At 45.2% G+C, this 20288-nt stretch carries 19 protein-coding genes; 8 read left to right on the forward strand and 11 right to left on the reverse strand.

The genetic code is table 11. The features are described 5' to 3' along the window. Window positions 1–198: 198 nt before the first annotated feature. Window positions 199–414, forward strand: a complete 216-nt coding sequence (locus tag QN395_RS19460) for a hypothetical protein (protein WP_323492817.1) — start codon at window positions 199–201, stop codon at window positions 412–414. A 427-nt stretch (window positions 415–841) separates the two neighbouring features. Here QN395_RS19460 and QN395_RS19465 read toward each other — a convergent pair whose 3' ends face one another. Continuing rightward, window positions 842–2803 (reverse strand): erythromycin esterase family protein, encoded by a 1962-nt coding sequence (locus tag QN395_RS19465; RefSeq protein WP_323492816.1) that lies wholly within the window; start codon window positions 2801–2803, stop codon window positions 842–844. A gap of 407 nt (window positions 2804–3210) precedes the next feature. On the opposite strand from QN395_RS19465, the gene QN395_RS19470 reads away from it, so the two are divergent. From QN395_RS19470 to QN395_RS19480, 3 genes are all read left to right on the forward strand, one after another. Beyond that, window positions 3211–3921: a hypothetical protein gene (locus tag QN395_RS19470; protein WP_322119139.1), complete on the forward strand. Its 711-nt coding sequence runs from the start codon at window positions 3211–3213 to the stop codon at window positions 3919–3921. 139 nt (window positions 3922–4060) lie between these two features. Continuing rightward, on the forward strand, window positions 4061–4918 hold the full coding sequence (locus QN395_RS19475) for a substrate-binding periplasmic protein (protein ID WP_323492815.1): 858 nt from the start codon (window positions 4061–4063) through the stop codon (window positions 4916–4918). A gap of 167 nt (window positions 4919–5085) precedes the next feature. After that, window positions 5086–5502, forward strand: a complete 417-nt coding sequence (locus QN395_RS19480; RefSeq protein ID WP_322119141.1) for a hypothetical protein — start codon at window positions 5086–5088, stop codon at window positions 5500–5502. A gap of 77 nt (window positions 5503–5579) precedes the next feature. Here the strand turns inward: QN395_RS19480 and QN395_RS19485 are convergent, their stop codons facing one another. The 5 genes from QN395_RS19485 to QN395_RS19505 form a co-directional block, all read right to left on the reverse strand. Beyond that, a complete protein-coding gene (locus QN395_RS19485) occupies window positions 5580–6377 on the reverse strand; it encodes an enoyl-CoA hydratase/isomerase family protein (protein ID WP_323492813.1) in 798 nt (265 codons plus the stop codon). Between the two features lie 52 nt (window positions 6378–6429). Next, a complete protein-coding gene (locus QN395_RS19490; protein WP_323492812.1) occupies window positions 6430–8007 on the reverse strand; it encodes a class I adenylate-forming enzyme family protein in 1578 nt (525 codons plus the stop codon). 276 nt (window positions 8008–8283) lie between these two features. Continuing rightward, window positions 8284–8961, reverse strand: a complete 678-nt coding sequence (locus QN395_RS19495) for a polysaccharide deacetylase family protein (protein WP_323492811.1) — start codon at window positions 8959–8961, stop codon at window positions 8284–8286. A gap of 181 nt (window positions 8962–9142) precedes the next feature. Beyond that, on the reverse strand, window positions 9143–9346 hold the full coding sequence (locus tag QN395_RS19500) for a hypothetical protein (protein ID WP_322119145.1): 204 nt from the start codon (window positions 9344–9346) through the stop codon (window positions 9143–9145). Window positions 9347–9598: 252 nt separating this feature from the next. Next, window positions 9599–10489, reverse strand: a complete 891-nt coding sequence (locus QN395_RS19505; protein WP_322119146.1) for an NAD-dependent epimerase/dehydratase family protein — start codon at window positions 10487–10489, stop codon at window positions 9599–9601. 149 nt (window positions 10490–10638) lie between these two features. On the opposite strand from QN395_RS19505, the gene QN395_RS19510 reads away from it, so the two are divergent. The 3 genes from QN395_RS19510 (at window position 10639) to QN395_RS19520 (ending at window position 14180) form a co-directional block, all read left to right on the forward strand. Further along, entirely contained in the window at window positions 10639–11664 is a 1026-nt protein-coding gene (locus tag QN395_RS19510) for a CDP-6-deoxy-delta-3,4-glucoseen reductase (protein ID WP_322119147.1), read from the forward strand. Window positions 11665–12042: 378 nt separating this feature from the next. Continuing rightward, on the forward strand, window positions 12043–13233 hold the full coding sequence (locus QN395_RS19515) for an acetylornithine transaminase (protein ID WP_322119148.1): 1191 nt from the start codon (window positions 12043–12045) through the stop codon (window positions 13231–13233). A 320-nt stretch (window positions 13234–13553) separates the two neighbouring features. Then, window positions 13554–14180 (forward strand): FMN-binding negative transcriptional regulator, encoded by a 627-nt coding sequence (locus QN395_RS19520; protein ID WP_322119149.1) that lies wholly within the window; start codon window positions 13554–13556, stop codon window positions 14178–14180. 121 nt (window positions 14181–14301) lie between these two features. On the opposite strand, the gene QN395_RS19525 is transcribed toward QN395_RS19520, so the two are convergent. The 5 genes from QN395_RS19525 to QN395_RS19545 form a co-directional block, all read right to left on the reverse strand. Further along, the gene (locus tag QN395_RS19525; protein ID WP_323493126.1) at window positions 14302–15693 is read right to left on the reverse strand and encodes a glycoside hydrolase family 44 protein; all 1392 of its coding nucleotides are present in this window, start codon (window positions 15691–15693) and stop codon (window positions 14302–14304) included. A gap of 36 nt (window positions 15694–15729) precedes the next feature. Further along, on the reverse strand, window positions 15730–16083 hold the full coding sequence (locus QN395_RS19530; protein WP_322119151.1) for a hypothetical protein: 354 nt from the start codon (window positions 16081–16083) through the stop codon (window positions 15730–15732). Between the two features lie 548 nt (window positions 16084–16631). Next, window positions 16632–17498, reverse strand: coding sequence for a tetratricopeptide repeat protein (locus tag QN395_RS19535; RefSeq protein ID WP_322119152.1), 867 nt, complete (start codon window positions 17496–17498; stop codon window positions 16632–16634). A gap of 437 nt (window positions 17499–17935) precedes the next feature. Then, window positions 17936–18601 (reverse strand): GGDEF domain-containing protein, encoded by a 666-nt coding sequence (locus QN395_RS19540; RefSeq protein ID WP_322119153.1) that lies wholly within the window; start codon window positions 18599–18601, stop codon window positions 17936–17938. Further along, the gene (locus tag QN395_RS19545) at window positions 18595–18954 is read right to left on the reverse strand and encodes a hypothetical protein (protein WP_323492946.1); all 360 of its coding nucleotides are present in this window, start codon (window positions 18952–18954) and stop codon (window positions 18595–18597) included. The genes QN395_RS19540 and QN395_RS19545 overlap by 7 nt, the downstream gene beginning before the upstream one ends. Before the next feature lie 338 nt (window positions 18955–19292). Between QN395_RS19545 and QN395_RS19550 the strand changes: the two genes are divergently transcribed. Beyond that, the gene (locus QN395_RS19550; protein ID WP_322119155.1) at window positions 19293–20111 is read left to right on the forward strand and encodes a transporter substrate-binding domain-containing protein; all 819 of its coding nucleotides are present in this window, start codon (window positions 19293–19295) and stop codon (window positions 20109–20111) included. The last annotated feature ends 177 nt before the right edge of the window (window positions 20112–20288 follow it).

A 20288-nucleotide genomic window follows, 5' to 3' on the forward strand; every position in this document is an offset into this window, starting at 1 on the left:
CAAACAAGAAAACCAATCGCAACAGTGGCCACACCCATGCTCGACTTTACTGGTTTGGGTATTTTGCAAGAAGCTCGTATAGTTTGCGTAAGTGCGGTGCGTATGGCGCGCTCTACGCCCTACCAAATCACCAAAATAACTTGTTGTAATTTAGCTCGCCTACCTTGTCTTCCATATTCACATCATCATGTCTAGGACATGATGAAACAAAAATTGCATTGGAAGAGGCCGCTGTTTTACCTCGTATTACCAATATTGATCGTGATGGTTTTTCTTGGCTTCCCTCTGCCGATTGCCCCGCCGCCTGCGACCAAAGCGCGGCAGGAGCAATCTACTCCTGCGACGAATAAAAAAAAGCGTATTCATTTTTGGTTACGTCAACGTGACGACAGCGACGACAAACAAGAATCCTGACGGGGTATATTTTTAATTTTTGCTCGGTCTTTTATGCAGTACGCCTTGCCTACAGTTGCTTGTTCGCGATATCAATTATTGCGACCTTGTTCGTATGACAGGTGTGCATGGCGCACCCTACCAGGTGTTTTTTTCCGTTCCTGCCTGACGATATACTCTCACCATGTATATTTTTATTGTCCAATTATTACTTGGACAATCAGGCATATTTATAAATATTTTAGGGGAGTATATTGATTTTCTGTATATTCGTGATCAATCGTGACGAAATCAGCCAGCTATGCGGTGGCTGATTCTGTTGGCGTAAAATAACTCATTACATCAAATCAGCTATTGGCCGTATTAAATTGAGATTTGAAAAATATACGGCCAATTATTTTTAAATCATCGGTTCAATCGTTTTTCCTATTTGTCTGATCCTCTTCGCCTATTTCATATAGAACGAAGGCGTTACGCTATCAATATAAATGACCGCATCGTAGGCTTTGTTAGGAATAATTTTTTCTGGATTGCCACCCCAAAATCTGGCGTTGACGGGAGTAGACATCCAGCTATGCGCGGTATCTGCTTTGGCTTGTGAGAAGTCAACAAAATTCATTTTAAGAGCGCCATTGGCCAGTATGCTTTCTAAGCTGTCTACGGGTGGTGATGGGATTTCTGAATAGGTTTCTTGGGCATAGCTGCCGAGTACGCCTCGCCCCATATACAGTCCTATGGTGTACATCTCTTTTCGGCGTTTTTCTGCCATCCAGACGCCCATGGTTTTAGGGCTTTCTTTGCTTACCCAGTTATTAACGACGTGGGTGTTATGTGCCCATACGATGAACTTCTTTTGCGGATAAACCTTATCCAGTAAAAAATTCAAATTGTCTGCCATGGCCTGATCGCGGATTTCCATATTTTTTTTATTTGAAGTTACGTATGCAAGTTGATTGCACAACGCGACTCTTGATCTGGCTTCCTGTATTGTCATATCCACTTCTGCCAGTGTGTTGGCATCGTTTGCCAAGAGTTTTGTCCGCCCTCTATTGAGTTCGTCTGCAATCGCGCTGTAGTGCATTGCTAACTGGCTAGCCGACATGGTGGCTTGCTGGGTGTTGTATAGAAGATTGAGCTCCTGCTCTAGATGATCTATTTGTCTGGCGAACTTCGTCTCGGTAGTAAGTTCAGAATGATCTTCAAGCAGGTTCAACATCGTTTTAAATCTGGCTGAAATAATGGCGCTAGATTTCCAGCCTGAGTTTTGAATATCAAAACCCGCGAGTTGAAGAGGATGATTTTCTGTGCGGCTTTGTTTTAGGTATTCAAACAGACCGAGTGTCTCTTTCGTTCCTATGGTGCCGAACTGACTGGTGGTCATGGCGTCAACCGCAGACATGCTAGCAATATTGGCGTTGATTGCATGACTGGTCGTCATCGATGCTTCCATAGCGATCACATCAAAACCCATCTCTTGGTGTAAAAATTTAATCAGCCTGATTTTCATCCAATTGAATTCGGCAACACCATGTGCGCTCTCACCAAGTTGCACAATGCGCTTATCTTTTAGCAGCGGCTTGAGGAACTGTAGATCGCTAAAATCATCACTAAACAAAGAGCGTAGGCCGTGCGAACTTTGCCTTATGCCCATTTGCCATTCCGGCGTTGTTTGTGACCTTCTTTGTGACCTTATTTGTGAACTTATTTCTAGCATAAGGCTCTCTGGCAAAACCATGCTTTGCTCGTCCACTAATTGCATGGATTTTTGTGGTGGTGCTGGTCGGCGTACGTCTGCGACATCGGCTATCTTGATGCTTTCATCGATCTCTAGTTTTAGGTCATCAAACCAGGCTGTGCCGGTGCCTGAAAGTCCGATACCAACATAGATGACTGCCGCGTTACCCGGCACGGGGACTTGAATCTCAAAGCGTTGCCAGTCGTTCGTACCTGTCGGGCCTTGTTCGCCAAGTATGGCGTTAGCAAAGACCTTTTGAGCTTGACCATTGACTTGAAATATCAGCACCGCACGCCCATTACGAAGGTCTTTGGTCTTGATCCAGCCAGACAAATATAAGGGGTGGCCGTCTGCCCTGCTCGCATCTAGTGTTTGGGCGACGACGGTCATGATTGCTGTTTGCGTCTGCGGGTTGCTCTCTAATTTGAGTGAGCATTTTCCCTCTTTGGCGATCTGGCAATCGGCACTGACAGTGTGGGTTTGTACCATCAGGTTCCAAGAAGTGGGTAGGTTTTGCCCAGCCTGCCATTCTTCAAAACCCAGATTGGCGGCGTTGAGCGCACCTGCACTGGCAATCGATGGGCTGCACAAGGCGATGGTGATGCTGACATAGAGGATAGGTTTATGGAAACAAGCAAATAAATGTCGGAAGAAACCGCGTAACATTGAAGACATCTGCAATCTTGTTTAGGTTGAAGTAAGCAATCTATCTGAGGAAGAAAAGTTCAAGCTTGTAATTATAAATGCGGCATACAGATGCGATAGAAACAACTTTTCTCGATTAATTTACAGTCTGCACCTCAATCAGCTCTAAACAAATCAAGTTGTTACAGCGAGTTACACTGAAGTTTTCAAAGTGACATTGCAATAGCTTGCGTTGTCGTAGAGAATGAAATTCGTGGTTTTAGGAAACTAGGGCTGCAATATTAACCAGCAATATTAACTGGCAAGACGAATTTAAAAACATTGGAGTTATCATCTGCTATTGTTTTTTGTGCTGTTTTTTGCCATCGCTCTTGCCAAGGTTTTCGATGATCTGGCAAATTAAATCAATTCTGTAGTACGTCAATTTTGGAGCATGTATGTCAATTTCATCAGTAGGGACTAACAGCTATCAAGGCGTAAGCAGTTTGACATCCACTTTAGCTAATGCTGGGACTACTTTATCTACTGTAAATAATGCCGATGTTAATACCATCAATTCGACAGCCGCTGCATCAGGTAATACAAGTCAAACTGCTGCAACATCTGCTAACGGTTTTAACAGCAGTAGTCTGGCAGCAGCTTTGCAATTGTCGCTATCGCAGTTTAATGCAGGCTCTAGTATCAGTGCTTTGTTTGGTTCTTCAGACAGTTCTCAGCAATCGTCTTCTGATTTTTTGAGTAACTTATTGGGATCGTTGCCTGGCTTGTCTTCGTCCACGACGTCGTCATCGAGTTCTCTGACAGATTTGCTGAACGGGTCAAATGGATCTGGTAGTTCCGCTAGCCAAACGCCTGCAGTCGTGCAGTTGGATTCAACGAGTGCAACATTTAAATTACAAACCAGCATCCAAAACTTGATTACGCAACTTGATAACGGCAGCAGCGCTAGCAGTAGCGGCGATTTGTTTGGTGCCAGCGGCTCTGGCAGTTCATCGTCGTTACAGAGCTTGCAACAATCATTTAATGACCTGATCACATCTAGTGGCGGCAACCCCAGCCAAACGTCTTTGCAGAGCTTTCTTAAAGTTGTAGCAGCCAATGTCCAGGGCAGTGCCTCTATTGGTAGCTTGTTTGATGCCAGTGCCTGATGAGTGTATTCATATAGCGGCTCTAGCTCCTGTCCCTGAGTAGCATCAACCAATAGCCAATAACTCCAATCAGCTTAAAATTTGTTTTCTGGTCAAATACAGCTAGACAAAACCTCATCTGGCGAAATTCTGGTTAAAAATGTTACTCACCATTATCGGACGCATCTCCAAATCAAGAAATAAAAATCCCACCTCCACCGTCCGGAATTCTTTTGTATTTATTTGCGGTATCCTTGCCTTGTTATCGGCACCCTCTGATATCTCAGCTTGTGAAAAAACGGTGCGCTGGGATGACGATAAACCTTATTCATCAAAGAATGCAGGCGGTGTCGTCGTCGGTTATTACGTAGATATAGTGAAAACTGCACTAGAAAGAATGGGTTGTACGGCCAAGTTTGTTGAGCTCCCACGGGCGCGTGCCTTGGCGGAACTAGAAGCTGGAAGATTAGATGTCTTGCCAGGCGCTTTGAAAACGGAACAACGCGACCGCTTTGCGCTTTTTTCAAGGGTGATTAACCGCTCGCCTAATGTCTTGTTTGTTGCGAAGTCTTCGCTAAAGAAATATCCATTAAAGAATCTTGAGGACATCATCAAAACTGACTTCAAACTAGGAACGCAGGTTGATGTCTCTTATAGTCCGCAATTTGATGTGCTGTCAAAAAACCCGGCATTTTTAACGCATCTAAATCCAATTTATAACCGCACTAATGGCTGGAAAATGTTGCATGTCGGTCGTATCAATGGCGTCATCGCCGATGAAGTGACTGGCCTGATCGAGTTACAACAATTACATTTGAGTACCGAGATCGTTAGAAGCGCGGTCATCGTTTCTGACGATCCAGCGATGATCGCCTTTAGCAATAAGACGATTGATGCTGCTTTTGTCAGTCGCTTCAATACAGCGCTGGAAAGCATGATTGCCGATGGCCAGTATGTTCAAATTAGAAATCGCTATATCCCCTGTAAAACGTCGGTGCAAACGCTTGGGTGTAAGTAAAACAAATTCATGTCTTAATTAATGCAGTTTGCTCATCTCAAATAAAGTTTTTACGGAGAATTTTAATGTCAGCTTACAAAAATCAAAGCTTGTCTGGAAATCTGGATAAATTGCTTCAATGGACCGGAATACCCAGACTCGCTGAACGCGGCGTTCGACGCCGCAATATGCGTTTTTTACCATTAATAGTTATTTTATCGGGATCCATTTCCTTAGCAATGATTTTGCTTTTTCCCGAAAAATATTGGTTTGCCTATGCAGGTCTGATGATGAGTTTTTCGGTAGCGAATTTTCTACCTGTCTATGGGCCGGTTAAACAAGCACTCAACCCAGCCGATGCACTTAATGAGCATGATTTAATGATACGGCGGAATGCGTATTTCGCTACGTTTGCAACGATCAGCGCCGTCGCATTTTTAGGTATTTGGATGTTAGTCGGACTGACTGTATTAAGAGATTGGTCAGGCGCGACATTGATGCGATCTATGATTGCTATTAGTTTTTATTTGATGTTGCTTCTAACAGCAATACCTACTTTATACGCAAGTTGGGCGGCATCTGCATCGCAAAAAATTGATGCCTGACCCCACTTCCCAAAGCGCATGTCAGACTTAAAAAACTGGTCTGTGCAAGTTAGCTTATTAAATTTTTCCTAAATTTTCTAAATGCCAGGCCATTTAAACGCTAACGCTTGCTTGCTCAAAAACCGTTTAACAGCGTCACGATGATAGCTTGTGGAACGCGCTAGGCCTTGACCTGTTGCTTCCATTTCTAACATCGTCGTCAAGTTACTTCCTAGTGATGCGTTCATCGCGCGCTTGGTCAGGCTGATGGCTGTTTGTGATCCCTGGGTAAAACTGTGTGCCATTTCATGCGCACGCTCAGCTAATTTTTCTTCTGGCTGTATCTCAAAGACGATTCCCATTTTCTTAGCTTCTTCAGCAGTGATTTCTCTGGCAGAAAATGCCAATTCTTTTGCTCTTTGTAATCCGACGATGCGCGGTAAAGTATAAAAAACGCCGCAATCGGGTATCAGACCTAAACGTAAGAAGGCAAGGCAAAATCGTGCTCTTGGGGTAGCTATAATAAAATCTGCTGCTAATGCCAGTCCAAATCCAGCACCGTAGGCGGCACCGTCTACCGCCGCAATCACAGGACGATCTAATGTAATCAACTCCTCCAGCCAGAGGTGTAGCTCTGCCATTCTGCCGCGCCCGTCTTCTGCGGTACCGTCAGCATCCATTGTACGAATGTCGCCGCCAGAACAAAAAGCGCCTCCTGCTCCAGTAATAATCAAGGACTTGATATGACGATCATGACGAATAGCCGACATGACATCGGCGATCTCGTTTCGCATCGTCATATCAAGCGCATTTTTTTGTGATGGCCGGTTCAAAGTCAAGGTTGCGATGCCGTCGTCGACCGTATAAATAATGGCCTGTTTCGTTGCTTGCTGCATTGAAGTCTCCTTTGTTATTTCTGTATTAACGTCCACCTTTTAAGGCACAAGCTTATCCCAAACCGGAGTGGTTCTGATATTGGTCGCGTAGCTCTCGTTTCAGAATTTTTCCTATCGGAATTCGCGGCAAAGAAACGACAACTTCGACATGAGCAAGGCGCTGCATTTTTCCTAGTCGGGTATTTGCCCAGGACAAAATCTCGGCTGCCGTCACATTAGTGCTATTGACCACTACAAAGGCTATGGGAGTTTCTCCCCATTGAGAGGAAGGAACTCCGACTACCGCGAGATCAGCAACATCTGGATGCTGAGATAGAATCGCCTCTATATCGCTCGGGTAGATGTTGAAGCCACCTGAAATGATCATATCTTTTTTACGATCCATTAACGTTAAGAAACCGTCTTCATCAAACCGGCCAACATCACCGGTCCGAATAAAGCGTACACCATCAGCGTCATACCATTCTGTCTCAGCTGTCTTCTCTGGCAATTTGTGATAACCGGACATCATACCCATAGAGCGTCCGACGATTTCACCCTGCTGCCCGACCGGTAATGGCTGACCTTGCTCATCAATAATCCGAAACTCGCTACCGGGAGCAGGCTGTCCCACGGTATGCAGCTTGGCTGGATACTGATGCGCCAGCAGCATACAAGTGCCGCCACCTTCGGTCATGCCATATAACTCAGTTAAACCACCAGGCCAGCGGACCAGCACATCTTTTTTCAGCGCGGCAGAAAATGGCGCGCTGGTTGAGAACTTAAACCGATATGACGACAAATCGTGCTGATCAAAATCAGGATACGCCATTAGACGCTGGTACTGTACTGGCACGAGCATGGTGTGTGTAACCCGGTACTGCTGCGCCAAAGAGAGATATGTTTTTACGTCAAACTTCGCCATTAAAATGCTTGTTCCGCCCATTGCCACCGTGGCAAAAAAACTGACCAGCGTAGTATTTGAATACAGCGGGGTCGATAGCAAAGTCACAGTATCTGCACTATAGCCGCTAAATTGGCCTCGCTGTACATGCGCCCAACGCATCGCGTAAGGTTGAACGATACCCTTAGGTTTGCCTGTCGTTCCTGACGAATAAATAATATTGAACGCGGAATCAGGCCGAATATCTGGTGCGTTAACGGGACTGTCGTCAATGATGGAAGGTGCCAGCCAGCTCACCAGAGAATTCTTTGCAACAGAACCGACAGAAATAATGGGCACATTGATCTGATCAAGGACGGATGCCATCTCCAGAGTCATATCCTGATCCAAAAAAACGATGCTCGCATCAGCATCAGTGATCATCGACAGCAAACCTTCTGCTGTAGTCGATGGTGCCAGCGGTGCAACAACTACACCCGCTCTCAGCGCGCCTAAAAATACGATGACATAGTCGAATGAGGTCGAGGCGCAAATCGCGATCGCGTCGCCAGCTTGTATCTGGTTGCGCTGCAACGATTTAACGACTAGATCCATCATCTGGTCGAGCTCTTGATATGTCAGCGTTTGAGCATTCTGAATATAGGCCAAATGCTGCGGCCGATATACTGCATGCAATTGAATCAGTTCTGAAATGGTCGCAAACTCCTTTTGTAACACCGTCGCAACCGCATTTTGATACTGATCCATTGGAGGTCTCCCGTCTTTATTATTTTGACTGAAATACTGAACTACCTAAATAGATGCACGTTGATAGGTTTCGGTCACCATGCCCCTACCCGCTTTTTAAGGCAACATCTTTTCAAAATCGACATCAGTCAATCGACCAAATGTAAAACCCTCCGCCTGCAAAGTAGCGACGATCTTATCTAATTGTCTGATGGTATTGGGATGAATCTCATGCATCAGAATAATACCGCCACCATGGGTACGGACTGATGATAGTACATGCTCTAAAAAGTTTTCTCAGTTTTGCGGGAGAACGCCGCAACTCAGTGCCTCTTTTAAATCTACAACGCCTTTGTGATCAAAAGCCCAGTCGCAGGAATCAACATGCCATCCTACGATTTTATAATCTAAGGACTTCACTAATTGATTGGAATCGCAAGTTGAGTTGCCATAGGGGTAGCGGAAGAATTTTTGCGGCGTCGCTTTAGAGAACAAGGCCACACTCTTCTCTACTTCTGTAGTTTGCTCGGCGACAGAGATGTCGTGAAAATTGGGATGACTCCATGAATGCACGCCGATCATTGCATGCGTCGATGCCTGTACCAGACTGACTAGATCAGGATGCGCCTGCGCTTTTTCTCCAATCATGAAGAAACTACCGGGCACATTATATTTTTCCAGCACAGAAAGTATGTATTTAGTTTGCTCTGGATCAGGGCCATCATCAAAGGTCAGCACGACTGTTTTATGTGGCGGCGTGGCGGCAATCTCGGACTCATAACGGCACTGACGATGCAAGGTATCGCTATCAATCGACAGGTGCTCTATCAACTTTTTCAAGCGATGTTTGCGTATTGTTTTAGATTCCTCTGCGACAGAGTGCTCTTGGGCTGTCGGGACGCTTTCTTGTGCTTTTGCCAAAGAACAATTTAAAAAGATCAACGTCACGAAAATACAGAGAATGAAATTACGCATAGAGTTCTTTTATTGGGTGATTCGTGATGCAGGGCAAAACTGCGAGGCAAAAAAATTGGTCAACAAGAGCAACAGACTAGCTCCCGATTGACCATTTTGACTTTCTAAGAAGTATTCAATGTTGGTAGATGGCGACCGGGTGCCAACCGCATCACAACATCACAACATGAATGCGACTGAATTAAAGCGAGGTAAAACCACCTAATTGCGCCAGTTTATGTTCTTGACCATCATGCGTTACCGAAACTAGATCAATCTGGTAAGGCGCATTCAATTCATGACGCAAGCCAGCGCCTTTATTAACAGCGGCCAGATAATCGTCACCTGCTTCTACGGTTTTAGTCGGTTCATCTTTTTCATTTTTGCAGATTAAACGGTAATGCATTTATAGATTCCCTATTGAGTTTGGTTTTAAAAATATTGGAGGCTAAACGCCTGCTCTAACCATAAGTGTAAACAAAAACCCGCCAATAGCGGGTTTTAAGAACAAGAAATAATATTTTGAAACAATTTATCCGCTATTTCAGATTCTGATCAACACTAACTCATAAAAATATACTCACCACAAGTATATTTTTATGTCCAATAAAAATATGGGGAATACCTTATATTTACCCATATACTCCCCATTTTCTACTCAAATAACAGTTTTAGCTGACAGAATCCCCTGCTCAACCGTCGGATAAAGCAAACGCATGCCCAGTTCTGCTTTGATGCGCTGATTTAACATGCGACGCGACTCCGACATAAACGACAGCAGCATTGGTGTCACCTGTTGCGCTAGCTCAGAGCGTGGCAAGCGCGGCGGGTGCGGCAAATCAAACGCATCTGCGACCAGATCAAAGTAATCAGCCATCTTCATATCGCTGTCGTCAACGGTGTGATAAACACGATTAGAACTTGCGCGAAATAAGGCCAGCTTGATCAGCATCGCCAGATCGTCCGCATGGATATGGTTGGTGTACACATCATCTGATGCTTGCAGCGCTGGCGTGCCTTTTTTTAAGCGATCAAGCGGCAGGCGATCTGCTGCATAAATCCCTGGTACTCGCAAAATAGATAAGCTGGATTGGCTGCGCCTGGCCCACTGTCTTAAGCACTGCTCTGCAGCCACACGACGACGGGCACGGGCGTTTTGTGGTGCGACTGGGCGGGTTTCATTAAACTGTGCACCTTGACAATCGCCATACACGCCAGTCGTACTGACATAAACAAGGCGACTCTTGTCGGGTAAAATGGCGGTCAAATTTCGGGTTCGGATATCAGCTTCACCTTCTGATCGCGGCGGTGCCAAATGGACAACCATTTGCGCCAGCCCCTTTAGACGTGCCAAGGTATGCGGCTGATCCAGGTTAGCGGTGATCGGAATGGCACCGGCGGCCCGCAATTCGGCATGTCTTGCCGGCTGACTGGTCACAGCAAAAATGCGGAAGCGTTCACGCAATAGGGGCAGGAGACGCATGCCAACATCACCGCAGCCAAAAATCAGTAAGCGCGGCTTGCCTAGTTGCTTGTTATTCGTTGTCATAGATTTGTTGCCATAGATTTATCGTTATAGATTCATTATTTAAAATTGCACGCGATGAAATGACCCGCTAAGTTCATCGCATCAAGTTCGCCACACAAAATTCGTTTTTTCATTCATTTTTTTGTTTCATTTTATTTGTCCGGAACTGTATGACTTTTCAAGTAACTGTAAATCCAAGCGGCAGCCAATTCAGCTGCGATGAAGGCGAAACCATCCTGGCGGCAGCGCTGCGCGCCGGCGTTGGCTTACCTTATGGCTGTAAAAATGGCGCCTGCGGCTCCTGTAAAGGCAAAATTAGCAGCGGTAGTGTAACCCACGGCAACCATCAGCAAAGAGCCTTATCGGATGCGGAAGAAGCAGAAGGTATGTCGTTATTTTGCTGCGCCCGCCCTGATTCTGATGTCATTATCGAAGCACGGGTTATTGCCTCTAGCGGTGACTATCCGCTGAAAAAAATGCCAAGCCGCGTTGCGAAGCTAGAAAAATTATCCGACGATGTGATGTTAATTGCACTGCAATTACCGGCCAATGAGCGCCTGCAATATCGTGCTGGTCAATATATTGAATTTTTGCTGCGCGATGGCAAGCGCCGCAGCTACAGCATGGCAAATGCTCCTCATCTGGATGAACAGATTACTTTGCATGTACGTCATATGCCCGGCGGATTATTTACTGATCAGGTATTTGGCACCTTGAAAGAGCGCGACATTCTGCGCTTTGAAGGTCCGCAAGGCACTTTCTTCCTGCGTGAGGATTCAGACAAGCCCATCGTGTTACTGGCTTCTGGTACCGGTTTCGCACCGATCAAAGCGCTGGTCGAACATATGATTTACAGCAAATCCACTCGTCCGGTGACGCTGTACTGGGGTGGCCGTCGTCCACAGGATTTGTACATGAACACATTGTGCGAGGAATGGGCAAGCACCATCCCTCACTTCACTTATGTACCAGTGGTATCAGACGCTTTGCCAGAAGACAGCTGGACAGGCCGTACCGGCTTTGTGCATCAGGCAGTTATCGCAGATCACACGGACTTGTCTGGCTACCAGGTGTACGCCTGCGGTGCACCTATAGTGGTGGATTCTGCGAAACGCGATTTTGTACAGTTGTGCCAGTTGCCGGAAGACGAGTTCTATGCGGATTCGTTCACGTCGGAAGCCGATTTGGAGAGCTGAGGAGGATGCGGAGAAATGTGCTGCCTCATAAGCTAATCCATAAGCTGATCCATAAGCTGATCCATAAGCTGATCTATAAGCTGATCTATAAGCTGAAAAATATTTTGACGCAGTGCGCAAAACGTCCTACTATCCGTTTTATGAAAAATTTTCCTAATATGTCTTCACCAAATATCGCGCGACGTCGATTCTCGCTCTGCGAGCCCGGGTAGATGTGTTAGTGAGCGTGCGCGTCCGATAAAGCGCACCACCAACCAAAGCCACAGGCTCTTACCTGTGGCTTTTTTTTCGATTTATTTTTGTCGCTTTTGCTTATCTGTCTTATTTTTTATCTACTCGATCAACGCCCTACCCTCTACCATCATCAGGAGTTTTAACATGGAATTCAGTCAGTACAACGTCAATGCCCTCATGTACATCACACCGCGCCCGGAGCTGGTTTTTACCGAAGGCAGCGGTATGTGGCTGACAGATCACAAGGGCAAACGTTATCTGGATTATCTGCAAGGCTGGGCGGTTAACTGTCTTGGTCATTCACCACAATGCATACAGGATGCGCTGGTCGCACAGTCCAAAAAACTGTTGAATCCATCACCGGCTTTTTACAATGCGCCGATGATAGAACTGGCCACGCTGCTGACAGCAAACTCATGCTTCGACCGCGTCTTCTTCGCCAACAGTGGTGCAGAAGCAAATGAAGGCGCGATCAAACTAGCGCGCAAATGGGGCAAAAATAATAAAAATGGCGCCTTCGAAATCATCACCTTTGATCATGGCTTCCACGGTCGCACTTTGGCCACGATGTCGGCCTCTGGCAAGCCAGGTTGGGACACCATGTTCGCCCCACAAGTCACTGGTTTTCCAAAAGCCGATTTAAACGATATCGCCTCGGTAGAAAAACTCATCACCGACAAAACAGTCGCCGTGATGCTGGAACCTGTGCAAGGCGAAGGCGGCGTCATCCCTGCCAGCCGCGAGTTTATGCAAGCGCTAGGTGCTTTAACCAAGCAGCACAATATTTTGTTGATCGTTGATGAAGTGCAATCAGGGATGGGGCGTACTGGAAAATTATTCGGCTATCAGTTATCGAATATTGAACCGGACATCATGACCTTGGGTAAAGGTATCGGCGGTGGCGTGCCATTAGCTGCTTTATTATGCCGCGAAGAAGTCGCTTGTTTTGTACCAGGCGATCAAGGCGGCACTTACAACGGCAATCCACTGATGACCGCTGTCGGCGTTGCAGTCATCAAAGAATTATTAGCGCCAGGCTTTATGGAATCGGTCAATGAAAAAGCGGCTTATCTTAGTACAGCGTTGCTCAAATTGTCAGAACAGTTTGGGATGCAAGGCGAACGTGGTGAAGGCTTGTTGCGCGCGCTAAAATTGGGTTCTGATATCGGACCAAAAATCGTCGAAATTGCACGAAATATGGAGCCCGTCGGCTTACTGCTAAACTCGCCGCGCCCGGATTTACTACGTTTTATGCCTGCGCTCAATGTCAGTATTGCAGAGCTGGATCAGATGATCGCCATGCTGACCGAAGTGCTGGTTCAGTTGAAAAAATAAGCCGTAAAAAAGATATCCGCAGCGAGTAAAAAAAAGAGACTGCCAAGGGTTTGATCGAGAGCGTTGAGGGGATAAATTAAGCTAAATTGAACTCGATTTTAGCGATCATTCCCCCTCAATGCTTTTTGTATTTTCACCTGCGAATAAAAATATACTCGCCGTTAGTATATTTTAATTGTCTATATAATCTATGGACAATTAAGCATTTTTTTAAAATAAATTCGGGAGTATATTGATATTTAGCTAAATCTAACTGAATAACTATGATCAACGGAGGCAACGTTGATCCCCCAAATTAGAACCTTCATAGAAAGCGGACAATGTATCTGCCAACCCACTTCCAGCAAAACGATCCGGCTTTGTTACTAGAAGTCATGCGCCGCTATAACTTTGTCAGCCTGGTCTGCAATGTAGATGGCGTGCCGTTTGCCAGCCATGTGCCGGTGCTGGCGGAAGAATACGAGGGACAAATCATCATCGACGGCCATCTTGCGCTACCAAATCCACAATGGAAAGCCATAGAAGCTGGTACGGCTATGCTAGCGATTTTTCATGGTCCGCACACCTACGTTTCGCCCTCTTTATACCAACCCGGCAATCGGGTACCGACTTGGGATTACATCGCGGTACATGCCACTGGCACTGCGCAGACACTGCATGATGCTGATAGCAAATTAGCGGTACTTGGCAAATTAATTCAGCATCACGAACCAGACTTCCAAACTCGCTTTGATGACATGCCCACGGCTGCAAGAGACGGCCTGTTAAAAGGCATCGTCGCATTCCGTATCAAGGTAGAAAAGCTGGAAGGAAAATTCAAACTCGGTCAACACAGAATCAAAGACGACATCAAAGGTGCGAAGCAATCCTTATATCAAACCGGCGACGATAATCAGCAAGATATCGCTGCTTGGATGCAGCGTTTGGGGTATTGGGATAAGGACTGATTCAATCAAATATGATTGACAGAACTTACTCAAAACCGCCCTAGCTGTGTTGCAGCTCCTCGACGGGACAATTGTGCGTAAGCCCTAATTGAAAAAAAACTGATTGGTAACGCAAACAATTTCAAGGCGTCAATACAAAATGCATCACCGAGCTGGCAGGCAAACGATAGCTGAATTTATTTGAAGCGATGTTACTAACACCGGTCCGGGCGGTGATGGCGGTGTTGGTGCCACTGACACCCCAAACTTGTGCCGTCTTGAAACTCGTCGGATTAGTAATCTGAAAACTGGTACTTAAGCTCGTCGCCAAACGATTGATGGCGATAATGTGTAAAGTATTTGGGTCTGCTGCGCTGACCGCTGCATATACTGCGCCATTGGCGTTATTACTAGAAATTGCCTGTACTGAGATTTCTGGGAAAACCGATTTATTGCCGTCGTAATTACGGAAAATTTTAAAACCCGATGCAATAAATCCTTCCGCATCACCAAAATAAGTCGCCAGATATAAGCCTTGTTTACCAAATATGCCAAGTGCATCTGCTTGTGCAATCGCGCCGCTAATATCGTCCCGTCCACCAAAATCATATTCTGTAATCGCCAATTTAGTATCGGGATAAAAATCAGCAATTGCTTGTTTAAGTTTGGGTACGATTTGCAAACCACGTCCATCGGTAAAACCGTTACCGGTCTGAGTGATCCAGGTTGGCTCTACATAATTAGCATCCCACAAACTACGCGCTGCTTGTACCCGGTCTATCGGGGTATACGAGGCTTGTGGGTAGTAGTGAAAAGAGAAAACATCCAGCAATCGTTGATTAGCTGCCTGCGATGCCTGCTTCATGCCGGACAGGTAGGCATTTGCTAAGGTCATGCCGTTGTAGCGATAACGATCGCCCGTATTGTTGGTCGCAAATGGTTCTACGTTGTAGTTGGCCCAATCGGCTGGCTGATGTGATTGCACCCCGTCCCACACTGCCCATAAGCTGAATAATCCTAAATAACCACTAAGCGCCGGGCCATAGGTTTGTGCTGTTGCATCCATACGTTTAACCGTCGTGGCAAGTGCAATGTTTCGTTGAAAAATATCGCCAACCGTCGTCAAATTGGGATACAGATTGTAGTGCGTACCGCTACCATTATTGACATCGGCCCAGTGGTGCCAGAGGTCTGGCTCATTATCCAACTCATAGCCTTTGATGCCGCGACTATTCGCCGCATTGCCATATTGCTGGATTAAAAAATTCAATTCTTCGTCGATATAAACAACATTATCTGCAAGACTGGGCGATGTAGATAAAGCGCCGGTCGTCGTCGGTTTGTCGTTGACGATATCTAACCAGCGCGCGGTATCGATATTTGAAGGCCCGGCGGTGTTTTGCCATAAACCAGATCCTTTACAAATCGCAGGTGGATACAAATTGGTAATGTCTTTGGGTAGTTTGCCAGCTGCTGGCAACTGTAAAAGAGAATAGGTATTTAATGTCAGCGATTGATCATGGAAATTAGTCAATCCGGCGCCGGGAGTGTAGTAGGCCAAGCCTGAAGTTTACGAAGGATCACCTGCGCCGGTCGCCGCACTTACTCCTGCATTAGATGAATTGCACCAGTCGTCGCCAGAATTACTGACGCCGTTTTCCCAGTTGAAACTAGTCATCGAATTGCCACCTAAGCGACGCGATGCCAGATTCAAACTTTGTAACGCAGCCTGCCCACCTTGATTATTCCAGCCTGTTCGATTGGTACCGTCAGCATAAGCGTTATAGCCATAAATCAGCGGACTGATCGACTTTTTCTCTAAGCTGGTATTGATTTTAAAAGTGGCACTTTGTGCGTATAACAAAGGCATTTGCAAAGTCACAATAATTACTATCAGAGCTTTGATGGCGTTAAGTAATCTCATGGCATCCTCATTTCTATCTGACGTTAGCGATCAGATTTCCATCACGACGCAAGGCCTTATGCATTGCAATTTATTGCCGTATGGAATTTAATTGAGTTGATTATGCACTTTTTTTTACAAATAAATTGCCGCAAGCCAATTATTTTTATATTTTTATGCGCATCTTTTATGAGATAAATAATAAGTGATCAGATAGAGAAGACAAGATGATAAATAAAATTATCTTTACTGAATTTTTATAGCGTCTTAAGCATGGACTCGCTAGATCCAATAAGAAACTATTTGAAAGTAAATTTGATAAAACGCAGACCAGAATGTCAGCAACAACGCGAGAGGACGAAATTTGCGCTGGAATATCAAGCGATTAGGGTTTTATCGTGCCCGATAATCAGAAAGATACGAAAAAGGAGCTAAGAAAATTTAATAGCATCCACCAAAACCTGTAGAAACTACTTAAGCCACTTACCTATTTATCGCAAGCGAGATGCATTAAGAAGAGTTATACGCAATCACGGACGCAAATTGTGAGCTCAAATCGCGAACTCAAATCAGTCGCTTGAATTGGAGGCGACTAAAGCCTCTTCTGATGGCGCATCAAATACAACATCCATATTCACAGGCCACATTTCTGACAGACGTTGGGTGTCATCAATCAATTCCCGAGTTGATCCCTCACTGACAAGATCGCGACTATCCATTTCTTTTTTACCGAAATCGATACTGGCAAGCAACATTAATTTGTATCCTTCCAGCGTGTCTTGAGAAACGCCCTCACCGTTTAGATATTTCAAACCCAAATTAAATCTTGCACTTGCCAAGCCTTGCTGTGCTGCTTTGGCGTACCAATATACTGCGCGCTTGTCATCATGTAACACGCCTGTGCCGTTGGCATACATGGCACCTAAGCGGTACTGCGCATGCGGGTTGCCTTGGTAAGCGGCTTTTTTATAAGATGCCAGCGCTTTGCTTAAATCCTGTTTGACGCCGTCGTCAGCATCATCATTTTCAGAATATAAAATTCCAAGATTCAGGTAGGCAGCCGTGTAGCCTTGCACTGCGGCTTTTTGATACCAGTACGCCGCGGTTTGTTGATTCTGGGGCACACCCAAAGCATTGCTATACATCAAACCCAAATTGGTCTGCGCACCCGCATGACCACGCGCCGCCGCCTGTGCAAACCAGTAAGAAGCCTGCTGATAGTTTTGCTCTACGCCTTTGCCCTGGAAGTAGATAACACCAAGCCTGGTCTGCGCCTGCGGATCACCTTTTTTGGCATATTGCGTCAATGTGCTGATGTCAGCCAGAGCATCCCCCTTGAACGCCGTCTGTAGCTGATCTGTGACATCGTCACCAACGGCTGTGGTGAATGACACCAAGCCCACGAGAAATAAGATTCCTTTTTTGAACCGTGTCATCTTCACTCTCCCATCAAACCTAAGCTGATCGTACGGACATCCTTTTCAGGATGAATTACGCTCACTAATCATGCTCGAAAAGATACGGTAAAGATGTTTCTTAACTATATTAAAAAGTAACAGAATGTAATTGCCAGATTATTATTTTCCAACAATCGATCGGGGGATATGTTCAAATTTAAAATGAATAGTCAAAGCACAAAAAATAGGAGAATAATAATTACAAAGTTCAAAAAAAATACATACTCCTCAGATAAATTAAGAAATATGTCTTATCCACCAATTAATATATGGACGACTAATAATTACTGACTACCAGTATAAATAAGTAAGCGGAATACAAATTCAAGGCTTTAATTAAATTTCGTGATTGGTTGTAGCACCAACCACTCTGCCACCCCTTACATCGCGTATGGATAATCAGTTACTTGATTAATTTAATCAGAGGCTACACGCACCGTATTTCGCCCAGCTTGCTTGGCCTCATATAACATCGCATCAGCACGCTGAAACCAGGACGATCCGGTCTCTGCCGGCGTAATTTTTGCAACACCAATCGACACCGTAATCGGAAAATTAATCAGTAAAGGCGCATTCTGAATCAGCGCCCTCAACTCTTCTGCCAGCTTGCTTGCAGCTTGTAAATTAGCGCCGACTGCAATCACGACAAACTCCTCACCGCCATAGCGAAATACTGAGTCTGTCGTGCGAATTCTGGTGCAAATTAATTCGCACAATCGAACCAAAACCTGATCGCCGACAATATGGCCAAACTGATCATTCACGTTCTTAAAATGATCTAAATCAAATAAAAGTAGACAAGATTCCGGCTGCATATTTTTAGGATCAGCCAATTTCGCTAAACGGCGATCAAGTGCACGGCGATTACCGACACCAGTCAAAAAATCGCGTTCAGCCTGCTGATTTAATTCTTTATGCTGGAGATTAGTGCGGTACGAAAAAATCGTCGAGAACAAATTAATGAGGATAATCGTGATGGCGATGCTAGACAAATTAATCAGCTCCATCTGACCGTATAAAGCAAACAACATAGCAATCAGAGACACTGTATTGATCAGCAAGGCCTCGTGAGCTTTCAGCATAAATAAGCAGCGATCATGGTCGGATAGACCCAATACACTAGCGGTGCACCCCTTATAAAAATAACCGCGAGCATGCCTGAAGAGTAAAAAATCGTGACGAAAATACTAGCCCAGCGCACTCGACCCGTATTAAATACATACAGAAAGACGCACGCCATGCCGACCACAATTGTTAGATCTACGGCGGCGAGCACCCAATTATGTTGCAACAGGCGAACTATCCCGAACGGAAAAATACTCGGGATACTGAGTGCGCACAACATCAAGAGAATAATTTCCTCTTTTGATCTATTGCGTCCTCGTTTGGGTAAATCTGATCCCAAAGGAAGTTGTTCACGTTGTCCTGACATCATCGCTCACTATGAAATAAAAGCGTTTTGCACAAAACCAACCCTGGCAGCGAACTACGGTTAATTTCCGTTCGCTGAGTACAGATCACTTAGTACAGGCCACTTATACAGATCACTACATTAATATAGTATGAACTGATTATGAATGGATTTTGCAATAGATGCACTATACATAAAGCATAGATCGCGCCATATAACAATGGCTTACATTTAAAGAAGTCTTGAATTACACGCGATCCATTATCATTATTATGATACGGTAACAATATTGTGCAAGGCCGTTACAAACAAGTATTTTTGAATCCGGTTCAAAATACCGCTCTTCTAGGAAGCTTATCTTTATGTCAGTCAGCAAAAGGATGCGTAGCTTCTTTTTATTTTCGTTATTGATGCTATCGACCGGGATTGCGGCGTCGGCGATTTTGTCCAGCGCGTTTAATGTGCAAAATATACCGTTGTTGATTGCTGAAACTCGGGATGAAAACGGTGAGATTGCTTCGATTCGCCCAGAGAATCAAAAAATCCTTGACTATTTTGAGCGTACTTTAGGCATCCACTTTGACATAAAACGCTATCCGCTCTCTCGTCTGGTAGAGAATGTCAAAGCGGGCGAAGGATTGGCGTTTGGCCTGTCCAAAACCTCGGAGCGACTGAGCGAAATGCGTTACTCCATTCCCATCTTCTCCGACTTTATTTGGGTCATTGTGCGCAGTGATTCGGCACTCAAATTCAATTCTGTCGAAGACCTGAAAGGCAAGTCTGTCGGCATCGTCAGAGGAATACGGTTTGGTGACGAGATCGATAGCAAAAGAAATCGCTTGTTCAAAGTAGAAGAAGATCAGCCGCAAACTAGTTCCAGATTAAAAAAGTTATTGTCCGGTCGTATGGATGTGATGCTATTTAATTCCAGAACCGCCAATCCCAAAGAATTGGAAACGGAACTGAACAACTACCTCAGGGATAAAAACATCCGTATGGCTGAGCAGACGACATTCAGCATCAAAGTTTTAAGCAGACCCTTCTTGATTGATGACATCCACTTCACCAATGGATTGCAAAATGATGGCGATATCATTAACAGGGTCAATGCAGCAATTCTCAAGGGACGTAAATCAGGCGAACTGCCTGCGCTGTGGAAGCCAGAACATGAGGCTAGGTAATTTAGCTTAGGCTAGTCGTCAAAGCACTATGAGTTAAAGCTTCAGAAAACTCCTTTCTGGCTCAAAACAATATACTCCCCATTGTTTTTACTAAAAATAGGGCGGATTCAAGTACGAAGAGCAACGTTGAATAAAAAGTCAAAGGGTCAGATGCGATAGCATTCTGCCTTTTGACCA

This window comes from Undibacterium sp. RTI2.2, assembly GCF_035018705.1.
Lineage (GTDB): Bacteria > Pseudomonadota > Gammaproteobacteria > Burkholderiales > Burkholderiaceae_D > Undibacterium.

What these genes read in the sequence shown, in the direction of transcription:
- QN395_RS19545 (WP_323492946.1), bottom strand. Translation starts at nt 18,954, where the DNA reads ATGATGTCAGGACAACGTGAACAACTTCCTTTGGGATCAGATTTACCC.
- QN395_RS19500 (WP_322119145.1), bottom strand. Translation starts at nt 9,346, where the DNA reads ATGCATTACCGTTTAATCTGCAAAAATGAAAAAGATGAACCGACTAAA.
- QN395_RS19515 (WP_322119148.1), top strand. Translation starts at nt 12,043, where the DNA reads ATGGAATTCAGTCAGTACAACGTCAATGCCCTCATGTACATCACACCG.
- QN395_RS19470 (WP_322119139.1), top strand. Translation starts at nt 3,211, where the DNA reads ATGTCAATTTCATCAGTAGGGACTAACAGCTATCAAGGCGTAAGCAGT.
- QN395_RS19490 (WP_323492812.1), bottom strand. Translation starts at nt 8,007, where the DNA reads ATGGATCAGTATCAAAATGCGGTTGCGACGGTGTTACAAAAGGAGTTT.
- QN395_RS19485 (WP_323492813.1), bottom strand. Translation starts at nt 6,377, where the DNA reads ATGCAGCAAGCAACGAAACAGGCCATTATTTATACGGTCGACGACGGC.
- QN395_RS19510 (WP_322119147.1), top strand. Translation starts at nt 10,639, where the DNA reads ATGACTTTTCAAGTAACTGTAAATCCAAGCGGCAGCCAATTCAGCTGC.
- QN395_RS19540 (WP_322119153.1), bottom strand. Translation starts at nt 18,601, where the DNA reads ATGCTGAAAGCTCACGAGGCCTTGCTGATCAATACAGTGTCTCTGATT.
- QN395_RS19530 (WP_322119151.1), bottom strand. Translation starts at nt 16,083, where the DNA reads ATGAGATTACTTAACGCCATCAAAGCTCTGATAGTAATTATTGTGACT.
- QN395_RS19475 (WP_323492815.1), top strand. Translation starts at nt 4,061, where the DNA reads ATGTTACTCACCATTATCGGACGCATCTCCAAATCAAGAAATAAAAAT.
- QN395_RS19550 (WP_322119155.1), top strand. Translation starts at nt 19,293, where the DNA reads ATGTCAGTCAGCAAAAGGATGCGTAGCTTCTTTTTATTTTCGTTATTG.
- QN395_RS19495 (WP_323492811.1), bottom strand. Translation starts at nt 8,961, where the DNA reads ATGCGTAATTTCATTCTCTGTATTTTCGTGACGTTGATCTTTTTAAAT.
- QN395_RS19460 (WP_323492817.1), top strand. Translation starts at nt 199, where the DNA reads ATGATGAAACAAAAATTGCATTGGAAGAGGCCGCTGTTTTACCTCGTA.
- QN395_RS19465 (WP_323492816.1), bottom strand. Translation starts at nt 2,803, where the DNA reads ATGTCTTCAATGTTACGCGGTTTCTTCCGACATTTATTTGCTTGTTTC.
- QN395_RS19520 (WP_322119149.1), top strand. Translation starts at nt 13,554, where the DNA reads ATGTATCTGCCAACCCACTTCCAGCAAAACGATCCGGCTTTGTTACTA.
- QN395_RS19535 (WP_322119152.1), bottom strand. Translation starts at nt 17,498, where the DNA reads ATGACACGGTTCAAAAAAGGAATCTTATTTCTCGTGGGCTTGGTGTCA.
- QN395_RS19480 (WP_322119141.1), top strand. Translation starts at nt 5,086, where the DNA reads ATGCGTTTTTTACCATTAATAGTTATTTTATCGGGATCCATTTCCTTA.
- QN395_RS19505 (WP_322119146.1), bottom strand. Translation starts at nt 10,489, where the DNA reads ATGACAACGAATAACAAGCAACTAGGCAAGCCGCGCTTACTGATTTTT.